The following is a 14,837-nucleotide window of genomic DNA, read 5'->3' as shown; positions in this document are numbered from 1 at the left end:
TCCATCAAAAGCAAAGGAGTCAGCAAAAAAGGCGACCGGTTTTACGCGGGCGCCTTTCTGGTTTGATTGAATGCTTACAGCAAATCGTACTGCTTGAGTTTCTTGCGCAGCGTGCCCCGGTTGAGTCCGAGCATCTCGCTGGCCTTGGTCTGGTTGCCCTTGACGTAGTTCATCACGCACTCGAGCAGGGGAGCCTCGACTTCGGAGAGCACCAGGTTGTACACATCCGTGACGGCAGCGCCCTCAAGGTGGGCGAAATAATTGTGCAGCGCCTTCTCGACACTCCCGCGAAGGGTCTGACCTTCTTCGCTCGGGGTATTGAGGTGCTGTTTCAAATTCACGTTGTCGCTCACGGGTGTTGTTCCACTCACTAAAGTCTCGGTCATCATCGTCATGCGGCCACCCCCTCTCCGTCCCCTGTCAGGCTCTTGTAACGCTCAGCGAAGAAGCCCTGAACGTTGGCGCATTGTGCTTCCGTATCTTCCAAACGATTGAAGTGGGCGCGAAACTCCCTGGCGCCCGGCAAGGTTGCGAGATACCAGCCCACATGCTTGCGGGCAATGCGTACGCCCATCACGTCTCCATAGAAGGCGTGCAGCGCAGCCAGATGCTCTAGCAGAATGCGTTCCACTTCGATCAGTTCCAGCGCCGGGAGCTTCTCGCCGGTGCGCAGGAAATGGTCGATCTCGCGAAAAATCCATGGCCGCCCCTGGGCAGCCCGGCCAATCAGCAGGCCATCGGCACCGGTCGCGTCGAGCACGTATCGGGCCTTTTCCGGCGAATCGATATCGCCGTTGGCAAAAACCGGCATCGACACGGCCTGCTTGATCGCGGCAATGGTGTCGTACTCGGCTTCACCGGTGTACAGATCGGCACGGGTGCGGCCATGCACCGCCAGCGCCGTAATGCCTGCCTGCTCGGCGATCTTCGCCACCGTCAGGCCGTTCTTGTTGTCCCGGTCCCAGCCGGTCCGGATCTTCAGGGTCACCGGCACATCAACCGCAGCCACGACGGCTTGCAGGATCTCGGTGACCAATGCCTCATCCTTCAACAATGCGGAGCCGGCGGCCTTGTTGCAGACCTTCTTTGCCGGACAGCCCATGTTGATATCAATAATCTGCGCGCCCAGTTCGACGTTGGCCCGGGCCGCATCCGCCAGCATCTGTGCATCACCACCGGCGATCTGTACCGAGCGTGGCTCGGGATCACCCTCGTGGATCATGCGCATCCGCGACTTGCGGGTGTTCCACAGACTCATGTCGCTGGTGACCATTTCCGAGACGACCAGCCCCGCGCCCAATCGCTTGCACAGCTGACGAAAGGGTTGGTCGGTGACCCCCGCCATCGGGGCGAGAATCAAGCTGTTATGTAATGTATATGGACCGATGCGTACCGCCGACATAGGACTTCCCTGTTGTGGGGCCGGATCATGAGAGTTCGAAAAAGGGTTGGCATGATACCCGCTCTCGATGACTGGATAAAGGTCGAATTGAACAAAATCTGAACAGTTATTCTGTTATCGCCAGCGGTTTGGTCCGGACAGGAGAAGTCAGAAAGCTGCCGTCAATTGAAGAGCGATGAACCGTTTCACTCGGGCGAGTGGAAGCTCAGGCTGTAGTTCACCGCTTTGGCGCCTGGGTCGAGAATGTCCAGTGCGATGTGGATCGGCGTTTGCGGAGGCATTTCTGCCATGCCTTCGAGGTCACCGCTGAGGTATTCACCGGGTTTGAAGCGGCGGCTGGCGATCAAGTGCCCATTGAGATCGGCAAAACGCAGTTCCAGGAGCGGGAAGGGCTGGGAGAAGGGCGCGCGGTTATAAATGATGGCGTCCACCACCAGTGCACCACTGAACTCCGGGTGACTACGGACCACCAGGTTGCTGCTTTTGATTTTGGCGATGTCGACCTTGGACGGCACCGTGCAGCCGATTTGCGGGCACAGTTGCTGGAACCATGGGCGATATTGGTCCTGGCGCGCCAGTTCGTCGAAGTGATAGGCGACGTACTGGCCGACCAGTGCGCCGGCGCCCAGCAGGATCAGCAGGAACCAGAAGAGTCGGCGACCCCATGGCGAGCGGCGTTTTTGCCAGTCCAGTTGCAGCGGGTCATCGGTCAGGTCTTGCAGGACTTCGTCACGAACGCCCGCTTCGCTGCGTTCGCGACGCTTGCGCAGCGGTTCGATCGAGGGCAGGTCGTCGTCGGGTTCTTCAGGCACCGTAGCCGACAGACGTTCGTTGCGCGTTGGTGCATCTATGGGGTCATGCAGGCGCAACTGCGGTGGCGGCAGTTCGTCGTCGAGGTCTACCGGTTCCAGCGACAGCGACGGTTCGGTGCGCGCGAGGATGCCCGTTTCTTTCAGCGGTTCCGCTGGGGCAGGCGTGTCGAGTCGGTCGAGGTCGTCAAGATCGTCGATCGCCTGTGCACGGTCGGCGGCCGATTCGCTGAACAGACTGTCGCTGGTCCAGGGTTCTTCCTCGTTTTCGACGCTGTCGCGGCGGGCACTGAGGCTGTCTTCGCGGGGGCGGCCGAATTCCGTGGTGGGCTGGATTTCCCGCTGTTCGAGCCGGGCCAGTTCCTCGTCGAGGTCGAGGCTGTCCAGATCCAGTTCGGCAGCGCTCCATTGCTTTTGGCTGATGGCGCGCGGTTCTGCGGGCTCCGGCACTTCGACGACCGCAGGTGCAACCGGTGCGACAGGTTCTTTGCCGGCTTGCTCAAGCAATTGCTTGGCGGCATTGAAAACCTGCAGGCATGAGCCACAGCGAACGACACCGCGCGCCACGCTCAACTGGGCATGGCTGACGCGGAAGCTGGTTTGGCAATGCGGGCACTGAGTGACGAAGCTATCGGTCATGCGGCGATCCGGATTATGCAGACGCTCATTCTAGCGCCGACGGCCTGTAATGCGCACCCAGCCATCGCGATTGGCGATCGGATCCAGATCGAAGTCTTTGGCGTAGGCCGCAGCGACGTCCTCGCCTTGCTCGGCAAGAATGCCCGAGAGCGCCAGGCGACCCCCGGATTTGACCAGGCCGGACAACTGCGGCGCCAGGGACACCAGCGGGCCGGCGAGGATATTGGCCACCAGCACATCGGCCTGAACCTGCGGCAGATCTTCCGGCAAATACAGTGGGAACAATTCATCGGCGATGTTATTGCGCCCGGCATTATCGCGGGAGGCTTCCAGCGCCTGCACGTCGATGTCGGTGCCGACGGCTTCCTTGGCGCCCAGCAGCAGGGCGGCAATTGCCAGAATCCCCGAACCGCAGCCGAAGTCCAGCACGTTGCAGTCTTTGAGGTCCTGACCGTCGAGCCATTCCAGGCATAGCGCGGTGGTCGGGTGAGTGCCGGTGCCGAACGCCAGGCCCGGGTCCAGCAGCAGGTTTACGGCGTCGGGCTCGGGAGCCGCATGCCAGCTCGGCACGATCCACAGGCGCTGACCGAAACGCATCGGCTGGAAACCGTCCATCCAGCTGCGTTCCCAGTCCTGGTCTTCGATCACTTCACTGTGGTGTTCGGGCAGCGGGCTGCCGGTCAACAGCTCAAGGTGGGCCAGTACCGGGCCGGGCTCGGTGCCGCCTTCGAACAGGGCCAGCAGGTGGGTGTGGGACCACAGCGGCGTGGTGTTGAGTTCCGGTTCGAAGATCGGCTGATCTTCGGCGTCCATGAAGGTCACCGACACGGCGCCCACTTCAAGGAAAGCGACTTCGTAGGTTTCGGCTTGTTCTGGGCTGATGGCGAGACGGACTTGCAGCCAAGGCATGGCGGGCACCTTTGAAAAATATTGATTGCAGCCTAGCGGGCTGCGAGAAGCGCGCAAGTTTACGCGAGCGCGGGGCAGATGACGACCGGGTTGGTAGGGTTCCGGTGTGAACTAAAGACCTGTGGCGAGGGAGCTTGCTCCCGCTGGAGCGCGAAGCGGTTCCAAAATGGCAGAGCTGGAGCTGTCTGAATCGGCACGTCGGGATAATCTGGCGGTTGCTGCGCAACCGAGCGGGAGCAAGCTCCCTCGCCACAGGGTTTTGCATTGAGCAGCTTCCAGAAACAACAAAGCCGCCCGAAGGCGGCTTTGTCAGGTGCAGGTTCGAAGCTTAGTGCTTCTCGCCAGCCAGCTTGTGCTCGAGGTAGTGAATGTTCACGCCCCCTTTGCAGAAGCCTTCGTCGCGGGTCAGGTCGCGGTGCAGCGGGATGTTGGTCTTGATCCCGTCGACCACGATTTCGTCCAGCGCATTGCGCATGCGCGCCATGGCTTCGTCACGGGTTGCCCCGTAAGTGATCAGCTTGCCGATCAACGAATCGTAGTTAGGCGGAACGGCATAGCCACTGTACAGGTGCGAATCGACGCGAACGCCGTTGCCGCCTGGCGCGTGGAAATGCTTGACCGTGCCCGGGCTCGGCATGAAGGTTTTCGGGTCTTCGGCGTTGATCCGGCATTCCAGTGCGTGACCGCGGATGACCACGTCATCCTGGGTGAACGACAGCTTGTTGCCGGCGGCGATGCTGAGCATCTCCTTGACGATGTCGATACCGGTGACCATTTCCGAAACCGGGTGCTCTACCTGGACACGAGTGTTCATCTCGATGAAGTAGAAGCGACCGTTCTCGTACAGGAACTCGAAAGTGCCGGCGCCACGGTAACCGATGTCGATGCACGCCTTGACGCAGCGAGCGAAAACTTCCTGGCGAGCCTTCTCGTCGATGCCCGGTGCCGGCGCTTCTTCGAGAACTTTCTGGTGACGGCGTTGCAGCGAGCAATCGCGGTCGCCCAGATGGATGGCGTGGCCCTGGCCGTCGGAAAGCACCTGAACTTCCACGTGACGCGGGTTGGTCAGGAATTTTTCCAGGTAGACCATCGGGTTGCCGAACGCCGCGCCTGCTTCGGAGCGGGTCAGTTTGGCCGAGGAAATCAGGTCTTCTTCTTTATGCACAACGCGCATGCCGCGACCACCACCGCCGCCAGCGGCTTTGATGATCACCGGGTAACCGACTTCGCGACCAATGCGCAGAGCGGTTTCTTCGTCTTCCGGCAACGGGCCGTCAGAGCCCGGAACGGTCGGTACGCCAGCGGCGATCATGGCGTGCTTGGCCGATACCTTGTCGCCCATCAGGCGAATGGTTTCGGCTTTCGGGCCAATGAACGCGAAGCCGGAGTTCTCGACCTGCTCGGCGAAGTCGGCGTTTTCCGCAAGGAAACCGTAGCCTGGGTGAATGGCGGTGGCGCCAGTCACTTCGGCCGCGGCAATGATTGCCGGAATGTGCAGGTAGGAGTGGGCGGCCGATGCCGGGCCGATGCAGACGGACTCATCTGCCAGACCCAGGTGCATCAATTCCTTGTCAGCCTTGGAGTAAACGGCGACGGTCTTGATGCCCATCTCTTTGCAGGCGCGCAGGATCCGCAGGGCGATCTCACCGCGGTTGGCGATCAGAACTTTTTCCAACTTCGCAGTCATCAAAGGCTCTCCGCGGTTCAAACGATGGTGAACAGCGGTTGGTCGTACTCAACCGGCTGGCCGTCTTCAACGAGGATGGATTCGATCACACCGCTGGTTTCAGCTTCGATGTGGTTCATCATCTTCATGGCTTCAACGATGCACAGGGTGTCGCCTTTCTTCACGGTCTGGCCGACTTCAACGAAGGACGGCGAGGTTGGCGAAGACTTGCGATAGAACGTGCCGACCATTGGCGAACGGGCAACGGTGCCGTTCAACGCTGGTGCAGCAGGCGCGGCGGGTGCGGCAGCGGCAACCGGAGCAGCGGCAGCGGCAGGCGCGGCAGCCGGAGCTGGCATTGGAGCCGGTGCGTAGTACTGCTGGGCCGGGGTTTTGCTATGGCGGCTGATGCGTACGGACTCTTCGCCTTCCTTGATCTCGAGCTCGTCGATGCCGGACTCTTCCAGCAATTCGATCAGTTTCTTAACTTTACGGATATCCATGAATCATCAACTCCCAAGGGTCGGTCAGGGGCGTTTAACGCTTGTTGTTCAAGCTGTTGCCTGTATTTCAAGCTGCTCTAGTGCGGCCTCCAGGGCCAGTCGATAACCGCTGGCGCCAAGGCCGCAGATCACTCCCACCGCTACGTCGGAGAAGTAAGAGTGATGGCGGAAAGGTTCGCGTTTGTGCACGTTAGACAAATGCACTTCGATGAATGGGATGCTCACCGCCAGCAGCGCGTCACGTAATGCGACACTTGTATGTGTAAAAGCTGCTGGATTGATCAGAATGAAGTCCACGCCTTCGCTGCGAGCGGCGTGGATGCGGTCGATCAATTCGTACTCGGCATTGCTTTGCAGATACAGCAAATGGTGGCCGGCTTCGCGGGCACGGCGTTCCAGATCCTGGTTGATCTGCGCCAGTGTCGTGGCGCCATAGGTGCCCGGTTCACGGGTGCCGAGCAAGTTCAGGTTGGGTCCGTGCAGAACGAGTAGCGTCGCCATCGGCGGTTCCTTTGTTATCTGTGTGCAATTGTCAGAACCCGGCGACTATGCCGCAAAGCCTTTGTGACTGTCCAGTTCTCTGCAATAGCCAGCACGATGACCGATGTTTGCGCGAAATATATGACTGCTTGATTAAATCCGGTCATTCGCCCTGGCAACCCGTTCGGCGAAGTCCCGGGCATTGATCTCGCCAATCACCCGCACATCGACACGTTCGACGCCGTCCTTGCCGAAAAACATCAAGGCCGGGGGGCCGAACAGTTTGTAGCGGTCGAGCAAGGCGCGTTGTTCGGCGTTGCTGTCGGTGATATCGAAGCGCACCAGCCGATAGCCCTTGAGGCGTTCGACCACGTCAGGGTCGTTGAGCACTTCACGTTCGATGACTTTGCAGCTGATGCACCAGTCGGCATACCAGTCGAGCAGCAGCGGAGTGTTGGCCGTGCGGGCCTCGGCAAGTGCACGGTCGAGGTCCGCCGGGGTGTTGACGGTTTGCCAGGTGCCGGTGTCTTGCGCTGGCGCGTTATTGGCAATGAGGCGCGGCTGGCCGATGGGATTAAAGGGATCGCTCTGGCCACTGAACGCGCCGTACCAGCACGCCAGCGCGTAAAACAGCAGGAACATCCCGAGTAACTGGCCAAGCCGTTTGCGCGGCGGTTTGTAAACGAACTCCAGCGCACCCAAAAACAAGCCGACGCCACCGGCCAGCAGGCCGATCAGCAGCAGGGTGATCTGGCCCGGCAGTACCCGGCTGAGCAAGCCGATCGCCAGTCCCAGCAACAGGACGCCAATCGCATTTTTTACGTAGATCAGCCACGGTCCGCTCTTCGGCAGCCACGCCGCGCCACCGGTCGCGACCAGCAGCAATGGCGCGCCCATGCCGAGGCCGAGCATGAACAGTTTCAGGCCGCCGCCCAAGGCATCGCCGCTGGCGCTGATGTACAGCAACGCGCCGGCCAGCGGCGCCGATACACAGGGCGAAACCAGCAGGCTGGAAACCACGCCCAGTACCGCCGCCCCCAACAGCGAGCCACCCTCGGTGCGGCCGGCGATGCGGTCGAGCCGGCTGCTGATGGCGTGCGGCAACTTGAGTTCGAAAACCCCGAACATCGCCAGCGCAAACACTGCAAAAAACATGGCGAAGGGCACCAGTACCCATGCTGATTGCAGGCGCGCCTGAAGATTGAGTTGTGCGCCGAACATGCCCATCAAGGCGCCGAGCAGGGCAAAACACGCCGCCATCGGCAGCACGTACGCCAGCGACAGGTTAAAGCCGCGCAAACCGCCGACCTGGCCGCGCAACACCACGCCGGAAAGGATCGGCAACATCGGCAGCACGCAGGGCGTGAATGTCAGGCCAAGGCCGGCGAGGAAGAACAGTGCCAGTTCGCGCCAGCTCCAGTGACGGGCTGTGGTTGTGGTGTCGCTGCCGCCATTGATGCTCAGGCGCTCGGTTTCCGGCGGATAGCACAGGCCCTTGTCGGCGCAGCCCTGATAGGTCACCGCCAAGGTAAAAGCGCGTTGATCGGTGCGCGGCAGCTCTACATCGAGAATGCCGCGATAGACCTCGACATCGCCGAAGTACTCGTCGTGCTTCTTTTGGCCGTCGGGCAATTGCGCGGCCCCGAGGGCGACATCGGCCGGCTCGGCGCGAAACTGGAAGCGGTGACGGTAGAGGTAATAACCCTCGGTGGCGACGAAGCGCAGTTTGATCGATTGCGGTGTGCTTTCTACCAGGCTCAGCTGAAAGGCTTCGCGCACCGGCAGGAAGTCGGCGCTGTTGTTGATCGAGCCCAGGGTTGAATTGGGGCGAGTCTCCAGCAACCCGGCGGCGGTAGCCGGCAGGGCGAGCACTAAAAGCAGCAGGCAAAGCAAACGGCGCATGACAATCTCGCGTATCGGAATTGGGGGGATGATAGCGGACGCCGGGCGGGTGTGCAGTGTAGGTAGTTCCAGGGTGGATGTTTCGACGCCATCGCTGGCAAGCCAGCTCCTACGGGTACGGTGTAATCATGTAGGAGCTGGCTTGCCAGCGATGGCAATCTTTCAGACGCGGAAGGCTTGGACGGCTGTGTGTAAACGTCCGCCCAGCACCAGCAGGTTTTCCCCTTGCTCACGTCCTTCGCCAATACGCAGCAGGTTATCCCCACCCAGCTGATGAATCCGCTCACTGTGATCGCGGATCTCGCTGACAGCGCCGCTCTGCTGCGCGGTGACATCGGCGATGCGCACGGCGGTGTCGGAAATGGTCTGGATCGCCCCGACGATTTTATCCAGCGCGCCGTCGGCCGCCTGCGCCTGGTTGGCGGTGGCTTCGGCGTGTTCGACCTGGGCGCGCATGCCTTCGACCGATTGGCGCGCGGCGGTTTGCAGGCCGGCGATCAACGTCTGGATCTCGGACGTGGCGCCGGCGGTGCGTTGTGCCAGTGAGCGGACTTCTTCGGCCACCACGGCAAAGCCTCGGCCCATTTCCCCGGCGCGTGCCGCTTCAATGGCTGCGTTCAGCGCCAGCAGGTTGGTCTGGTCGGCAATCGAGCGGATCACCGTCAGCACGCCGCCGATGGTCGCGGACTCTTCGGCCAGGTGCTCGATCATCTGCGCATTGCCCTGTACTTCGTCCACCAGCGCATGCAGGCCGGTGAGGCTCAGACCGATGACTTTCTGCCCGTGTTCCACCGCCAGGCCAGCATGACGACTGGCCTCGGCCGCCTGGCTGGCATCGCCGGCCACTTGCTGAATGGTCGCTTCCAGTTCGCCGAGGGAATCGCGGATCAGCGCGGTGTCGCCTGCCTGGTGCTCGGCGCCGCTGTGCAGATCGTTGCTCAATTCGGCGAGGGTCCGGCTGCTGCCGGCGACTTGTTCGGCATTGAGGCGAATGGTCCCGACCAAGGCCACCAGATACGCACGCAAGCGATTGAGCGACGCTTCGATGTCATGCAGTTCGCGGTTGGTTTTGCCCAGCTGGATATCCTGGCTGAAATCGCCTTCGGCCCAGGTCGACAGCGCCGGGGCGAGGTTGGTCAGGGTCCGGGCGAGTTTGCGTTGCAGGGTGTCGATCAGCAGTGCGATCAGCAAAATCAAACCGATCATCACGCCTTGCATCAGTCGAACTTCGCCTTGTATCTGTCCGTGCTGGGCGCGGACCACCGGTTCCAGCCCGGCGATGGCTTGTTGCACATCAGCGATCTTGAGGTGGGTGGCAGTGCTGAGATCGGCGCGTTTCTGGATCTGGTCACGGGTACGTGCCAGTTCCGCGGGGTAGCGGGTGAGCAGGCTGTTGAGTTCACGCTTGAAACTGACGCCGGCATCTTCGGCGACCGCTTTCTCGGTGTTTTCCAGGCCCATCATCGCGGCGAAATCATCGGTGTTCGATTCGCTGCTGGCGGTTACGCCGAGCAAGGGCAGGGCGTCCAGCAGCGCGGCCTGGGCACGAATGTTGGCGACTTCGCGCTCGACATCGGCGGCCAGTTCACTGCGGCCACTGCTGACCAGTTTGTCCCGGGCCAGCGACAGTTTGCCCAAGTGCTGCGATGCCGTGAGCAACGGCGCCAGATAGGCCGCGTTAGCGCTGGCGTACTGGCTGAGCTGGTCGAGGCTGGCGCTCAGTTCGCGCTCGGCTTGCAGCAGCAGGGCCTGGGGATCGCCCGCGAGCTTGCCCGCGGCGAGCAGGTCGGTTTTGCTGAAATCACTGAGGTTCGACAGGCTTGGGCGCAGGGTCTCGGCCAGCGCCGGAGGCAACTCGCCGAGTTCTTTTTGCAGGTCGTCAATGGTCTGGCTGGCGCTGCTCAGGCGCAGGGCATCGCCGCTGGCGAGGTAATCCTCGATATTGCGTGCCACTTTATTCTGAAACTGTTGCGACAAACCCAGGTACCGCTCCATTAATAGATAGGGGCGTTCGAGGGCCTTTTGCGACCACCACAGCGTGGCGCCAAGGGCCACGCACACGGCGACTAAAAGGAGGGTGTTGAGATTGGTCAGCAGCTTGAGGCGCATCACGGACTACCAACGGCAGAAATGGTAAGCGCCTGAAGTTATTGCGTTTCTATTACAAGGTTATGACCGTAGGGGTCAATTGCGATGAAAAAGTGGCACTTTGCTTTGACGTCTCCGCGGCCTGGACACGGTTGCGACCGGCCCCTTTGGCACGGTAAAGCGCCTCATCCGCCTGGCTGGCCATCGACAGGCTGTCGGAGGTTTCACACAGCTGCACGACACCGGCGCTGAAGGTGCACCACAGGTCGTGGGGTTGGGCCGGGTAGTGAATTTCGGCAAAGCGCTGACGGATTTCATCGAGGACGTTGTAGGCCGCCTCAAGGTCGGTGTCCGGCATGACGATGGCGAACTCTTCGCCACCGTATCGTCCGATGAAGTCGGTCTTGCGCAGGCGCTGCTTGAGAAACAGCGCCAGGCTCTTGATGACCCGGTCGCCCATGGGGTGGCCGTGGCTGTCGTTGACTCGCTTGAAGTGGTCGATGTCGAGCATGGCAAAGCTCAGCGGCTTGTTCTCGCGTCGGGAGCGGAACGAACAGTCTTCAAGCAGTTGCAGGATGTGGGTGTGATTGTACAAGCCGGTAAGGCTGTCGCGGACCATCCGCGCCTTGAGGTTACGCGCCCGCGCCGCGCGATTGCGCACGGTGGTGATCAGGTGCCGGGGCTTGATCGGCTTGGTCAGGAAGTCGTCGCCGCCTTCGCTCATGGCGTCGAGCTGCTTGTCCAGGTCGTCTTCGGCAGACAGGTAAATGATCGGCACGCTGACATAACGGTCGTTGTGGCGGATCACCTTGGCCAGTTCCGTACCGGTGCAGGCCGGCATGTACATGTCGAGGATGATCAGGTCGGGCTGGAAGTCCGCCAGTTCGGCCATGGCCTGGATCGGCTCGATAAGCGTGCGGGTGACGATCCCGGCGCTGTTGAGCAGGCGCTCGGTGTGCAGGGCCTGGGCGCGCGAGTCGTCGATGATCAGCACTTTATAAGGTTCGTACTGGGCCACGCAGGTCAGGACTTCGATTTTCTCCAGCAGGCTCGACGCTTCGAGGGTGCCGGTGAGGAATTCCTGGCCGCCGGCACGCACGGCGGCGAGTCGGGTCGGGGTATCGGTTTCGTGCAGGCTGAAGAACAGCAGCGGCAGTTGATGATCGAGGCCTTCCTGGGCTTCTGCGGCCAGTTTCAGGCCGATGCCGGGGCCACTGAAGTCGACGTCCATGACAATCGCCGCCGGCAGGCGCTCGACCATCGAAGAGCGAAACGCCGATACGCTGTCCAGGGACTGGGCGCTGAGCCCGAAAAATTCCAGTTGCTTGGCCAGGCGCTCGCCACGGTCGTGATCCTGCAGCATCACGTAGATCGGCTTGCGCAGCGGCGGCAGGAACGTCTGGTCGAGTTGGTCGCCATGGCGCAGGCCAGTGCGGGAAAGGCGCTGCATCAAGCGGTTGAGGTCAGTGATCAGGCTACTGCTCAAGCGTCCGCGGTTGGCGTCGACGGCTTCCAGTGACTGACTGATGTGGCGTGCCAGTTGCGTATGTTCCGGCTGTTCGAAACGCTCGGCGAAGCGCAGCAGGCGCAGGTTGGCCTCGCTCAATTCCGACAGATCGGTGATGGACCACTCGCTGCGTTGCAGGCGTTGCCATATCTCAAGAATCTGACGTGCCTGATGAATGACCCGCTGGGCAAAGTGGTGCTTGAGACGCTCGCGGTTGGGATCTTCTGGCTCGGTCATATCCTGACTACTATTAGGGGGGACGCTGAGATCGAATGGTGGCTCTATGCTAGCACCACTTTGCGATGACATGAGTGCTGTACGTCAATAATCTGCAAAGCGACCCGATTCAGTTTGTGACCGATGAGTCGGTTTTGGCCTTTAAAGTCGACGTGGTGGCGGTGTAGAGCCCCATCCACAGTGGTTGCGCAAGCGGTGTGGTGATTCGCCAGTTGCAGGTTGATTTTCAGGGGGGCTGGGCTAGGGGATTCCCTGATGCGGCTCCTACAGGTTTCCCGAAACGGCTTTTTGTCCGCTGACGCGGTAATTTTCCGTATCCACGCAACGGCGGGTGCCGGGCAAAGGCACGTTGTTGTATGGTTGTGGTCGAACCGATGAACTCAAGTGATTGAAAGGATATCGCCATGCTGGACTGGAAAAACCGCGCAGGCAGTGCGCCTGAACGTGCCGCCGAACCGAAGTCGGCCACCCGCAGTTATCTGGGCGGCCTGCTGTTCAGCCGCGCGCTGGCCACGCTGATCGGTCTCTACCTGCTGGTGGCGATTGCCCTGGGCTGGTACTGGAGCCAGGAACCCGCACTGTTCCCGGTGCAGCAGACTGCACAAATGGCTGCCGAGAAAGAAGGCAAGCAAATGGTGGTCGGCTACACCACGGTCGAAACCCTCAAGACCGTTGCCGGCACGTTGCTGACCAAGCAGGGCGGCTACATTTCCAACGACCGCTTCCCGCCGGGCTTGTGGATGGACAACATGCCGAGCTGGGAATATGGCGTGCTGGTACAGGTCCGCGACCTGAGCCGCGCGTTGCGCAAAGACTTCGCCCGCTCCCAGTCGCAGTCCGCCGAAGACGCCGATCTGGCCAAGGCCGAGCCGCGTTTCAACTTCGACAACAAGAGCTGGGTGCTGCCATCCAGTGAGTCCGAGTATCAGGAGGGCATCAATTCCCTGAGCCGTTATCAGGCGCGTCTGTCCGATCCGAACCAGAAGAGCGCGCTGTTCTATGCCCGCGCCGACAACCTGAACAACTGGCTGGGCGACGTGGGCACACGTCTGGGTTCGCTGTCGCAACGCCTGTCGGCCAGTGTTGGCCGGGTCAAGCTCAACACCGCGCTGAAGACCGAGGTTGTGGTCCCGGGTGTGGCGCCGCAGGTCGACGAAGAAGTCGTCGAAACCCCATGGATGCAGATCGATAACGTGTTCTACGAAGCTCGCGGCCAGGCCTGGGCTTTGTCGCACTTGCTGCGCGCTATCGAAGTCGACTTCGCCGATGTGTTGGCCAAGAAGAACGCCACGGTCAGCGTGCGTCAGATCATTCGTGAACTGGAAGCGTCGCAGGAACCGGTGTGGAGTCCGATGATCCTCAATGGCAGCGGCTTCGGCGTATTGGCCAACCACTCGCTGGTCATGGCCAACTACATCTCCCGGGCCAACGCGGCGGTGATCGACTTGCGTCAGCTGTTGAATCAGGGCTGAATCATGGTCGATAGCGCCAAAGAGGCTGCCCACCGGGCGGCCTCGGATGCCGAACAAATCGCCTGGGTCGATGAACAGGACAACCTGCTCGGCGCGTTGGTACGCAGCGATCTGCGCGAGCGCGGGCTGATCGGCCGCGGCACCTACATTATGTTGTTCAACTCCGCCGGTGAGTTGTGCGTGCACCGGCGCACCCTGAGCAAGGCTATTTATCCAGGCTACTGGGACGTGGCGGCGGGCGGTATGGTGCTGGCGACCGAAACCTACGCCGAATCGGCGGCCCGGGAGCTGGAAGAGGAATTGGGCGTGAGTGGCGTGGAACTGACGGCCCATGACCACTTTTTCTTCGAGGACACCGGCAATCGCCTGTGGTGTTCGGCGTTTTCCGCGGTGTGGGATGGCCCGTTGATCCTGCAACCGGAAGAGGTGCTGGAAGCGCGCTTTATCCCCATCGATCAGGTCATGCGCGAAATCGGGCAAAAGCCTTACTGCCCGGACTCTTTGGCCGCGCTGAAGCGCTATCTGCGCTCACGTGGCGACGACGTCGCAAAAGAGGCATAAATTGGCGCCGATTGGCTCTTAGCAATCGGCGTTTTTGCCGTTACACTGCGCGACCTTTTCAAGCTGAACCGGTATTGCCTGGCTCAGTAGCGCTGCCCCTGCCTGAGTGGGGCTTCGCGGTCGAGGGCACTTCCCGAGTGCCGCGACCAGTCTTTGTCCTCCCAAGAGGATTGCCGGTGGCCAAAAAAGCCGCATCCTTCGCCGCCCTTGGTGGCCTGGTATTTTCCACCGACGCAGGTCGTCATTGCCCGGAATGCAGTAAACCGGTGGACGCCTGCATCTGCAAACAGACCGTTATCCCGGCCGGCGACGGCATCGCTCGCGTGCGTCGCGAAAGCAAGGGCCGTGGCGGCAAGACGGTGACCACCATCACCGGCGTGCCGTTGGCTGAAGACGCGCTCAAGGAACTGGCCACGACGTTGAAGAAACGCTGTGGTACCGGCGGGGCGTTGAAAGACGGGATCATTGAAATCCAGGGCGATCATGTCGAGCTACTCTTGGCGGAGCTGATCAAACACGGTTTCAAGGCGAAGAAGTCCGGCGGCTAGCAGCCTCTGTGAAAACCACCTGCGGCTTGATCCAGCCCTGATTGCCTTCAGGCCTGGCGTCGTCACCATGGTTTTCACAGAGCCTGTTCATGACCGGTTTCTAAACTCGTTGCG

At 61.1% G+C, this 14,837-nt stretch carries 13 protein-coding genes; 3 read left to right on the top strand and 10 right to left on the bottom strand.

Going from position 1 to position 14,837, the window contains the following annotated elements:
- Positions 1 to 74: 74 nt before the first annotated feature.
- The 10 genes from fis to gcbA all read right to left on the bottom strand — a co-directional run bounded on the left by fis (position 75) and on the right by gcbA (position 12,142).
- On the bottom strand, positions 75 to 395 hold the full coding sequence (gene fis / locus KHO07_RS25795; RefSeq protein ID WP_015093301.1) for a DNA-binding transcriptional regulator Fis: 321 nt from the start codon (positions 393 to 395) through the stop codon (positions 75 to 77).
- Complete coding sequence (gene dusB / locus KHO07_RS25790) at positions 392 to 1,402, bottom strand: tRNA dihydrouridine synthase DusB (protein WP_212625883.1); 1,011 nt, start codon at positions 1,400 to 1,402, stop codon at positions 392 to 394. The genes fis and dusB overlap by 4 nt, the downstream gene beginning before the upstream one ends.
- A 185-nt stretch (positions 1,403 to 1,587) precedes the next feature.
- On the bottom strand, positions 1,588 to 2,850 hold the full coding sequence (locus KHO07_RS25785) for a DUF3426 domain-containing protein (protein ID WP_212625882.1): 1,263 nt from the start codon (positions 2,848 to 2,850) through the stop codon (positions 1,588 to 1,590).
- A 30-nt stretch (positions 2,851 to 2,880) separates the two neighbouring features.
- Positions 2,881 to 3,759, bottom strand: a complete 879-nt coding sequence (gene prmA, locus KHO07_RS25780) for a 50S ribosomal protein L11 methyltransferase (protein ID WP_212625881.1) — start codon at positions 3,757 to 3,759, stop codon at positions 2,881 to 2,883.
- A 328-nt stretch (positions 3,760 to 4,087) separates the two neighbouring features.
- Positions 4,088 to 5,446 carry an acetyl-CoA carboxylase biotin carboxylase subunit gene (gene accC, locus KHO07_RS25775; RefSeq protein WP_034149716.1) on the bottom strand — a complete coding sequence of 453 codons (1,359 nt, stop codon included), beginning with the start codon at positions 5,444 to 5,446 and terminating at the stop codon, positions 4,088 to 4,090.
- Positions 5,447 to 5,463: 17 nt separating this feature from the next.
- Positions 5,464 to 5,928 carry an acetyl-CoA carboxylase biotin carboxyl carrier protein gene (gene accB, locus KHO07_RS25770; RefSeq protein WP_150735708.1) on the bottom strand — a complete coding sequence of 155 codons (465 nt, stop codon included), beginning with the start codon at positions 5,926 to 5,928 and terminating at the stop codon, positions 5,464 to 5,466.
- A gap of 48 nt (positions 5,929 to 5,976) precedes the next feature.
- On the bottom strand, positions 5,977 to 6,429 hold the full coding sequence (aroQ, locus tag KHO07_RS25765; protein WP_075947828.1) for a type II 3-dehydroquinate dehydratase: 453 nt from the start codon (positions 6,427 to 6,429) through the stop codon (positions 5,977 to 5,979).
- Positions 6,430 to 6,561: 132 nt separating this feature from the next.
- The gene (locus KHO07_RS25760) at positions 6,562 to 8,310 is read right to left on the bottom strand and encodes a protein-disulfide reductase DsbD (protein WP_212625880.1); all 1,749 of its coding nucleotides are present in this window, start codon (positions 8,308 to 8,310) and stop codon (positions 6,562 to 6,564) included.
- A gap of 162 nt (positions 8,311 to 8,472) precedes the next feature.
- Positions 8,473 to 10,419: a methyl-accepting chemotaxis protein gene (locus KHO07_RS25755; protein ID WP_212625879.1), complete on the bottom strand. Its 1,947-nt coding sequence runs from the start codon at positions 10,417 to 10,419 to the stop codon at positions 8,473 to 8,475.
- A gap of 52 nt (positions 10,420 to 10,471) precedes the next feature.
- Positions 10,472 to 12,142, bottom strand: coding sequence for a diguanylate cyclase GcbA (gene gcbA, locus KHO07_RS25750; RefSeq protein WP_150735705.1), 1,671 nt, complete (start codon positions 12,140 to 12,142; stop codon positions 10,472 to 10,474).
- Between the two features lie 404 nt (positions 12,143 to 12,546).
- Here gcbA and KHO07_RS25745 point away from each other — a divergent pair, with 404 nt between their 5' ends.
- From KHO07_RS25745 to KHO07_RS25735, 3 genes are all read left to right on the top strand, one after another.
- Positions 12,547 to 13,614 carry a DUF2333 family protein gene (locus KHO07_RS25745; RefSeq protein ID WP_150735704.1) on the top strand — a complete coding sequence of 356 codons (1,068 nt, stop codon included), beginning with the start codon at positions 12,547 to 12,549 and terminating at the stop codon, positions 13,612 to 13,614.
- Between the two features lie 3 nt (positions 13,615 to 13,617).
- Positions 13,618 to 14,175 carry an NUDIX hydrolase gene (locus KHO07_RS25740; protein ID WP_212625878.1) on the top strand — a complete coding sequence of 186 codons (558 nt, stop codon included), beginning with the start codon at positions 13,618 to 13,620 and terminating at the stop codon, positions 14,173 to 14,175.
- Positions 14,176 to 14,351: 176 nt separating this feature from the next.
- Entirely contained in the window at positions 14,352 to 14,723 is a 372-nt protein-coding gene (locus tag KHO07_RS25735; protein ID WP_007914613.1) for a translation initiation factor Sui1, read from the top strand.
- Positions 14,724 to 14,837 lie beyond the last annotated feature (114 nt).

The sequence above is a fragment of the Pseudomonas sp. PP3 genome (assembly GCF_905336995.1).
GTDB lineage: Bacteria > Pseudomonadota > Gammaproteobacteria > Pseudomonadales > Pseudomonadaceae > Aquipseudomonas > Aquipseudomonas reinekei.
Note: the sequence above shows the minus strand (reverse complement) of the source record. Positions and strands in the feature narration are given on the sequence as shown.

Excerpts from the sequence above, each read along its gene's own strand:
- fis (WP_015093301.1), bottom strand. The coding sequence starts at position 395 with ATGACGATGATGACCGAGACTTTAGTGAGTGGAACAACACCCGTGAGC.
- dusB (WP_212625883.1), bottom strand. The coding sequence starts at position 1,402 with ATGTCGGCGGTACGCATCGGTCCATATACATTACATAACAGCTTGATT.
- KHO07_RS25785 (WP_212625882.1), bottom strand. The coding sequence starts at position 2,850 with ATGACCGATAGCTTCGTCACTCAGTGCCCGCATTGCCAAACCAGCTTC.
- prmA (WP_212625881.1), bottom strand. The coding sequence starts at position 3,759 with ATGCCTTGGCTGCAAGTCCGTCTCGCCATCAGCCCAGAACAAGCCGAA.
- accC (WP_034149716.1), bottom strand. The coding sequence starts at position 5,446 with ATGACTGCGAAGTTGGAAAAAGTTCTGATCGCCAACCGCGGTGAGATC.
- accB (WP_150735708.1), bottom strand. The coding sequence starts at position 5,928 with ATGGATATCCGTAAAGTTAAGAAACTGATCGAATTGCTGGAAGAGTCC.
- aroQ (WP_075947828.1), bottom strand. The coding sequence starts at position 6,429 with ATGGCGACGCTACTCGTTCTGCACGGACCCAACCTGAACTTGCTCGGC.
- KHO07_RS25760 (WP_212625880.1), bottom strand. The coding sequence starts at position 8,310 with ATGCGCCGTTTGCTTTGCCTGCTGCTTTTAGTGCTCGCCCTGCCGGCT.
- KHO07_RS25755 (WP_212625879.1), bottom strand. The coding sequence starts at position 10,419 with ATGCGCCTCAAGCTGCTGACCAATCTCAACACCCTCCTTTTAGTCGCC.
- gcbA (WP_150735705.1), bottom strand. The coding sequence starts at position 12,142 with ATGACCGAGCCAGAAGATCCCAACCGCGAGCGTCTCAAGCACCACTTT.
- KHO07_RS25745 (WP_150735704.1), top strand. The coding sequence starts at position 12,547 with ATGCTGGACTGGAAAAACCGCGCAGGCAGTGCGCCTGAACGTGCCGCC.
- KHO07_RS25740 (WP_212625878.1), top strand. The coding sequence starts at position 13,618 with ATGGTCGATAGCGCCAAAGAGGCTGCCCACCGGGCGGCCTCGGATGCC.